The 6,902-nt window shown below is 46.1% G+C and carries 5 protein-coding genes and 1 tRNA gene; 3 read left to right on the top strand and 3 right to left on the bottom strand.

What is annotated here, in order from left to right:
• Nucleotides 1-338 precede the first annotated feature (338 nt).
• Nucleotides 339-2,873, bottom strand: coding sequence for an ATP-dependent Clp protease ATP-binding subunit (locus BLV62_RS27870; RefSeq protein WP_089766335.1), 2,535 nt, complete (start codon nt 2,871-2,873; stop codon nt 339-341).
• Nucleotides 2,874-3,171: 298 nt separating this feature from the next.
• Here BLV62_RS27870 and BLV62_RS27875 point away from each other — a divergent pair, with 298 nt between their 5' ends.
• On the top strand, nt 3,172-3,546 hold the full coding sequence (locus BLV62_RS27875; protein ID WP_089766337.1) for an STAS domain-containing protein: 375 nt from the start codon (nt 3,172-3,174) through the stop codon (nt 3,544-3,546).
• 40 nt (nt 3,547-3,586) lie between these two features.
• Entirely contained in the window at nt 3,587-4,495 is a 909-nt protein-coding gene (locus BLV62_RS27880) for a ribonuclease Z (protein WP_089766338.1), read from the top strand.
• 82 nt (nt 4,496-4,577) lie between these two features.
• Here the strand turns inward: BLV62_RS27880 and dapA are convergent, their stop codons facing one another.
• Together dapA and BLV62_RS27890 are read right to left on the bottom strand one after the other, a co-directional pair.
• Entirely contained in the window at nt 4,578-5,453 is an 876-nt protein-coding gene (gene dapA, locus BLV62_RS27885) for a 4-hydroxy-tetrahydrodipicolinate synthase (RefSeq protein ID WP_089766340.1), read from the bottom strand.
• A 77-nt stretch (nt 5,454-5,530) separates the two neighbouring features.
• A complete protein-coding gene (locus BLV62_RS27890) occupies nt 5,531-6,484 on the bottom strand; it encodes an acetyl-CoA carboxylase carboxyltransferase subunit alpha (protein WP_089766342.1) in 954 nt (317 codons plus the stop codon).
• A gap of 167 nt (nt 6,485-6,651) precedes the next feature.
• Here BLV62_RS27890 and BLV62_RS27895 point away from each other — a divergent pair.
• A tRNA-Asp gene (locus BLV62_RS27895) sits at nt 6,652-6,725 on the top strand.
• The last annotated feature ends 177 nt before the right edge of the window (nt 6,726-6,902 follow it).

Here is a 6,902-nt window from a genome sequence, read left to right on the forward strand (position 1 = left end):
AAAAAAAACAGGGCCTCCCAGGGTAAGTGTTATCGCTTTCCATCCATGTAGCCGCTGCATTTACGTTGTTACAATCTGTGTAGTATCGGGTTTTTGTTTCTTATGCAACATCACCCTTGTAACCCCGCCTTGTATACAGTTTCTGTTCGTCGGCCCGGATGTTTGCCGCCAGCTTCCTTCAGATTCCACTTTACAGTGGACACCCTTGCTATTGGCTAATGCTTCCTACTACAAAGCGCATTCGGGACTTGCACCCTAGAGATATAACACATGCCTGGCACACATAAAAAAGCCCATTGGCCGAACCAATGGGCTTTTACAATTTATGGCTTACGATTTTAAGCTTCTGATTTTTCGGATTTACTCTTTGAAGAGTTGTTTTGAAGAGAGAAAACCAGTTTTTGGTTCTCTTTATCCAGGTCAGCCACCAGGATGTCGCCATCGTGGATGTTCATATTCAGGATCTCTTCAGCCAGCGGGTCTTCCAGGTATTTCTGGATAGCCCTGTGCAGCGGACGGGCGCCGAACTGTTGGTCGTAGCCTTTATCTGCCAGGAATCCTTTGGCCTCGTCTGTCAGTTCCAGGCTGAAGCCCAGGTTATTCAGACGTTTCAACACGCTCTTCATGGTAATATCGATGATGGTATAGATGTGTTCTTTAGACAGTGAGTTAAAGATGATCACATCATCGATCCTGTTCAGGAACTCGGGAGAGAAGGTGCGTTTCAGTGCTTTTTCGATCACTGATTTAGCGTTATCCTCTTCACTTACGGCCCTGGCGGTTGTAGAGAAACCTACGCCTGCGCCAAAGTCTTTCAGTTGACGAGCTCCGATGTTGGAGGTCATGATAATGAGGGTATTTTTGAAGTCGACTTTCCGGCCGAGGCCATCTGTCAGGATACCATCATCCAGTACCTGCAACAACAGGTTATAGATATCCGGGTGTGCTTTTTCGATCTCATCGAGCAGGATCACGGAGTAAGGTTTGCGGCGAACCTTTTCGGTTAGCTGACCGCCTTCTTCGTAACCAACATATCCCGGAGGCGCACCAATTAAGCGGCTTACAGAGAATTTTTCCATGTATTCGCTCATATCGATACGGATGAGGGCATCTTCTGAGTCGAACATATAGCGGGCTAAGGATTTAGCCAATTCTGTTTTACCTACACCGGTAGGACCGAGGAAGATAAAGGTACCGATTGGTTTTCTCGGATCTTTCAACCCTACGCGGTTACGTTGAATGGCTTTGGTGACTTTGCTGATAGCATCGTCCTGGCCAACCACGGCGCCTTTCAGGTCTTCGCCCATGCGACGGAGTTTTTCAGTTTCTGCCTGTACCATGCGTTTAACAGGGATACCGGTCATCATACTTACTACTTCGGCGATAGCTTCTTCATCGATCGGGTAGCGTTTGTGCTTCACTTCTTCTTCCCACATTGCTTTTGCGCGTTCCAGGTCTTCGCCCAGTTTCTTTTCAGTATCGCGTAAAGCGGCGGCTTCTTCGAAGCGTTGGCTTTTAACTACCTTATTTTTTTCCTGTTTGATGTCTTCGATCTGTTTTTCGAGATCGAGGATGTTCTGAGGCACGTTGATGTTTTTCAGGTGAACCCTGGCGCCAACTTCATCCAGTACATCGATTGCCTTGTCTGGCAACAAACGGTCTGTCATGTAGCGGTCGCTCAGTTTCACGCAGGATTCGATCGCAGCGTCAGTATAGCTAACGTTATGGTATTCTTCATAACGAGGCTTGATGTTGTTCAGGATCTGGATGGTTTCTTCCACGCTAGGCGGTTCAACCATTACTTTCTGGAAGCGGCGATCCAGTGCGCCGTCTTTCTCGATGTACATGCGGTATTCATCGAGAGTGGAAGCGCCAATGCATTGGAGTTCGCCTCTTGCCAGGGCTGGTTTAAAGATGTTGGAGGCATCCAGTGAGCCGGAAGCCCCTCCAGCTCCAACGATGGTGTGAATTTCGTCGATGAACAGGATTACGTCCCTGTTTTTCTCGAGTTCATTCATAATTGCTTTCATCCTTTCTTCGAACTGGCCGCGGTATTTGGTACCGGCAACCAGGGCGGCGAGGTCGAGGCTTACAACTCTTTTATCGAACAACACGCGGGAAACCTTGCGTTGAACGATGCGGAGGGCGAGGCCTTCCACGATAGCTGTTTTACCAACACCAGGCTCACCGATGAGGATAGGATTGTTTTTCTTACGGCGGGATAAGATCTGAGACACGCGCTCGATTTCCTGCTCGCGACCCACGATAGGATCTAAGCTTCCGCTTTCGGCCAACTTGGTGATGTCTCTACCAAAATTATCTAGTACGGGAGTTTTAGATTTCGTGTTAGTCTGCTTGGCTTTGGAAGCATAGCTTTTCCTTTCATCTTCAAACTCTTCTTCGCCCGGATCATCGAATTCAGACTTAGGGTCTGCAGACTTTACAAAGCCCAGTTCGTTTTTAAAAGTATCGTAGTCCACGTCAAATTGTTGTAAGATTTGAGTACAAACGTTTTCTTTATTCTTCAGTATGGAAAGCATCAGATGTTCCGTTTCAACCGTGGTACTTTTCAGTGCCTTGGCCTCCAAAACGGTAACCCGGATAACTTTCTCTGCCTGTCTGGTAAGCGGGAGGCTATTGATATTTTGGATGTTTTTTCCAGTCTTATCTTTTACAGCCAATTCTACTTCCTTACGTAATTCGTAGAGGTCTACGTTTAAAGCCTGCAGAATCTTTACGGCCGTCCCCTCGCCTTCTCGTATAATACCTAGCAGCAGGTGTTCTGTACCTATGAAGTCATTCCCCAGACGTAAAGCTTCCTCTCTGCTGAACGAAATGATCTCCTTAACTTGCGGTGAAAAATTCTGGTCCATTGTGAGAATATTAAATTTATCAAAAACCCTTACGGGGGCTTGCTTATACAATAATAACGAATAATTCTGACTTAAGATTATCACGCTATCTAATTGCAATGAAGTTATTTCTTTTTTAGACTTAAACAACTTACACTTTAATAGTATAAGAGTTATTTTTGCGTTGATGCGGGTACGTTCGTTTAAAAATATTTACGAAGAAAAAGCGATTTTGATACGATCTCTTACGGTATATTTTATAGGCGGATTCCCTCTCTTAAATTTATTTTTACTAAAAGTATAAAACAACGTCCATCGCATGAAATTCAAAATTGATACCAAAGAAAAAATAGTTGTTTTTAGTCCGGAAGTGGATTCTTTGGATGCAAATATGTCAGATACCCTATTCTCAACTATTACTTCACTGAGCGAGTTAAATGGACGCAATCTCATACTGGATTTAAGTTTCGTCAAAAACTTTGACGACAAAGGACTGGAAGACATTTTAGCAGTTTACCAACATATGTATGACACCAACCATTCTTGTGCAATTACCGGAGTTAACACGACTTTAACAGTTACGTTAAAAGAAGCAGGTGGTGAAATGCTGAACCTGGCGCCAACTATGGCGGAGGCTATTGACCTGGTAATGATGGAGGAACTGGAAAGAGAATTGTTAGATGGTTTGGAGTAATTATGATCAATTTTGTTGACCTCCCGAAAAAAGTAGAAGCATGTTTGCAGTTACCATACTTGGCAATAATTCGGCTATACCCACGCTTGAACGGCACCCTACCGCGCAGGTCGTTACCTGCAACGAACAGTTGTGCCTGGTCGACTGCGGAGAAGGTACACAGTTGCAAATAGCGAAGTATAAGATCAAAAGAAGCAGGTTACGTTATATTTTCATCAGCCATTTGCACGGCGACCATTATTTCGGCCTGATCGGCCTCCTGAACACTCTGAACCTGTTGGGCAGAACGGAACCGCTGAGCATTTACGGGCCTGCTCCACTGGAGCAGATCATCCAGTTGCAGCTGGATAGCGCCGAAACCCAGCTGAAATACGAGCTGTCTTTTGTGCCGCTGACGCCGGGTTACAGCGGGATCATTTTAATAGACAAGGAGCTCCAGGTCAGTTGTTTCCCGACCCAGCACAGGATCCCCTGTTTTGGCTTTTCATTTGAAATGCAGAAAAGAAAGCGGAAACTGTTACCAGACCAGGCCAGGGCTTATGAAATACCGGCTGCCTATTTCTCCAAATTGCAGGACGGGGAAGACTACCGCAGAAAAGATGGAACAATTGTGAAAAACGACTGGGTAACTTTACCACCACCTCCTGCTAAACGTTATGTGTATTGTGCAGATACGATCTATGATACCGGCTTGCTTCGCTGGCTGGAAGGAGCGGATCTCATGTACCATGAAACCACTTACTTGCATGAACTGCATGAGAGGGCGGCTGAAAGGTATCATAGTACGGCAGTCCAGGCGGCATCTCTGGCGGCGGCAGCGAGGGTAAAACAGCTGCTAATCGGGCATTTCTCCTCTAAATACACAGAGCTGGGCCCGTTCCTGGAGGAATCAAGGCCCATTTTTGAACGTACGGCCATCGCGGAGGAAGGAGTTACATTTTTGGTATAAGCAGTAATATGACTATAAAAAGGCAAAGGAGCGAAAGTTAATTTCGCTCCTTTGCCTTTTATGCTTCTTGTGAAGTTGTTGACTAGTATTTTTTCAGGAAGTCGCCGATTTTTGCATACAACTCGTTGCTCACGGGAACAACAGGCAGCCTGAAACTGTTTTCGAGCAGGCCTGCGTGGTGTAAGAACGCCTTGATACCGGCGGGATTGTTTTCGGCAAACATCAGGTCGAAACCTTCCAGCATCTTGTAGTTCAGCGCGCGGGCAGCAGGGAAATCGTTCAGCAATGCAGCTTGCACCATGCTGGAGAAGTCGGCTGCGAAATAGTTAGCCGCAACGGAAATTACGCCTTCCATGCCACAGGCTAACTGACCGAGGGCCAGGGCATCGTCTCCGCTTACTACGAGGAAGTCCTTAGGTTTGTCTTTAATGATCTGCATGCACTGCACCATGTCTCCTGACGCTTCTTTCATGGCCACGATGTTTTCTACCTCATGAGCCAGGCGCAATGTAGTGGCGGCGGTCATATTACGACCGGTACGACCGGGTACATTGTACAGGATGATGGGTTTAGGAGAGGCGGCAGCAACTGTTTTATAGTGCTGGATAATGCCTTCCTGGCTAGGTTTGCTGTAGTAAGGAGCCACGCTGAGAATGGCCGCAGCTTCGTCGAGCGGACATTTTTCCAGGCGTTTTACTACATCTTTTGTGTTGTAATCACCAATACCAACTACTACCGGCACCCGCTTCGCCACCTTTTCGAAAGTGAATTTTATCAAATCCACCTTTTCCTCTGCAGAAAGAGTGGGAGTTTCACCTGTAGTACCTAATGATACTACGTAGTTAACGCCGCCATCAATTACGTGATTGATGAGTCTTTCCAAAGCATTCCAATCTATGCTTTCATCTGCTTTAAAGGGTGTTACCAAAGCTACACCCGTGCCTTTGAGTTGTTCCATTGTGTTTATGGGAAAATAAAAATTTCGAATTCCGAAGGCCGAAATTCGAAATTTTTATTGTGATCTCTAAATATTTTTTATTTCTCTTCGAAAAAGCCCATGCTGGAGAATTTATCAATCCTTTGCTGGATGCGGGTATCCGGGTCAATTTTCTTGAGTTCGGCCAGTGTTTCTTTGATGCGTTTTTTAAGGATCTGGGCCATTTCATCCGGGTTGGTATGTGCGCCGCCCAGTGGTTCGCGAACCAGGCCGTCTACCAGTCCGAACTGGCTCATATAATCGGAGGTAAGTTTCAGCTCTTCGGCTGCTTTTTCCTTGAAGTTCCAGCTACGCCAGAGGATTGTGGAGCAGTTTTCAGGAGAGATAACTGTATACCAGCTATTTTCCAGCATCAGGACCTTGTCGCCGATGCCGATTCCTAATGCCCCGCCGGAAGCGCCTTCGCCGATGATGATGCAGATAACGGGAACGCGGAGTTTGACCATTTCGAAGAGGTTGCGGGCAATTGCTTCTGCCTGGCCTCTTTCTTCTGCTTCCAGGCCCGGGTATGCACCTGGGGTATCGATGAGCGTAACGATAGGCTTATCAAAACGCTCGGCAAGTTTCATTAAACGTAAGGCTTTGCGATAGCCTTCGGGGTTGGCCATACCAAAGTTGCGGAGTTGACGCATTTTGGTATTTATCCCTTTTTGTTGACCGATAAACATTACTGTTTCTCCGTCGAGGTCTGCGAAACCGCCGACCATTGCTTTATCGTCTTTTACGTTTCTGTCGCCATGCAGTTCCACAAAGTTGGTGCACATTTTTTCAATATACGCCAGTGTATAAGGCCTATCAGGATGACGGCTCAACTGTACCCGCTGCCAGGGAGTGAGGTGATCATAAATTTGCTGGCGGGTTTCAGCTATTTTCTGTTCGTATTCTTTGACAGTTGCTGAAACATCCACGCCTGACTTATCACCATTTTCCTTGAGCTTGTCCAGTTGTTCGTAAAGGTCAGCGATAGGTTTCTCGAAATCCAGGAATTGCATAATTTGATTAAATTGGTTAAAGATCGGCTGTAAAGATAATGCTGAAAATATTTTTTAAAAAAGATTTGCTTAATTGGGAACTTTGTCACTATCTTTGCAATCCCAAAACGGAGCAATATAACGAATTGGGACACAAAAAGATAGTTAGTTTTTACTAATATGTTTTTGGATCGGTAGTTCAGTTGGTTAGAATGCCGCCCTGTCACGGCGGAGGTCGCGGGTTCGAGTCCCGTCCGGTCCGCAAAAGTTAAGGTCACATCGGAAACGGTGTGACTTTTTTGTTTTTTAGGAACTGCCTTGGCACGGTCTCTACTCAGTAGAGACGGGTCGAGTCCCGTCCGGTCCGCAAGAGTTAAAGTCATATCGGAAACGGTGTGACTTTTTTGTTTTTGGGAGCTGCCTTGGCACGGTCTCTACT

It is taken from the genome of Chitinophaga terrae (ex Kim and Jung 2007), from assembly GCF_900107795.1.
Taxonomy (GTDB): Bacteria; Bacteroidota; Bacteroidia; order Chitinophagales; family Chitinophagaceae; genus Chitinophaga; species Chitinophaga terrae.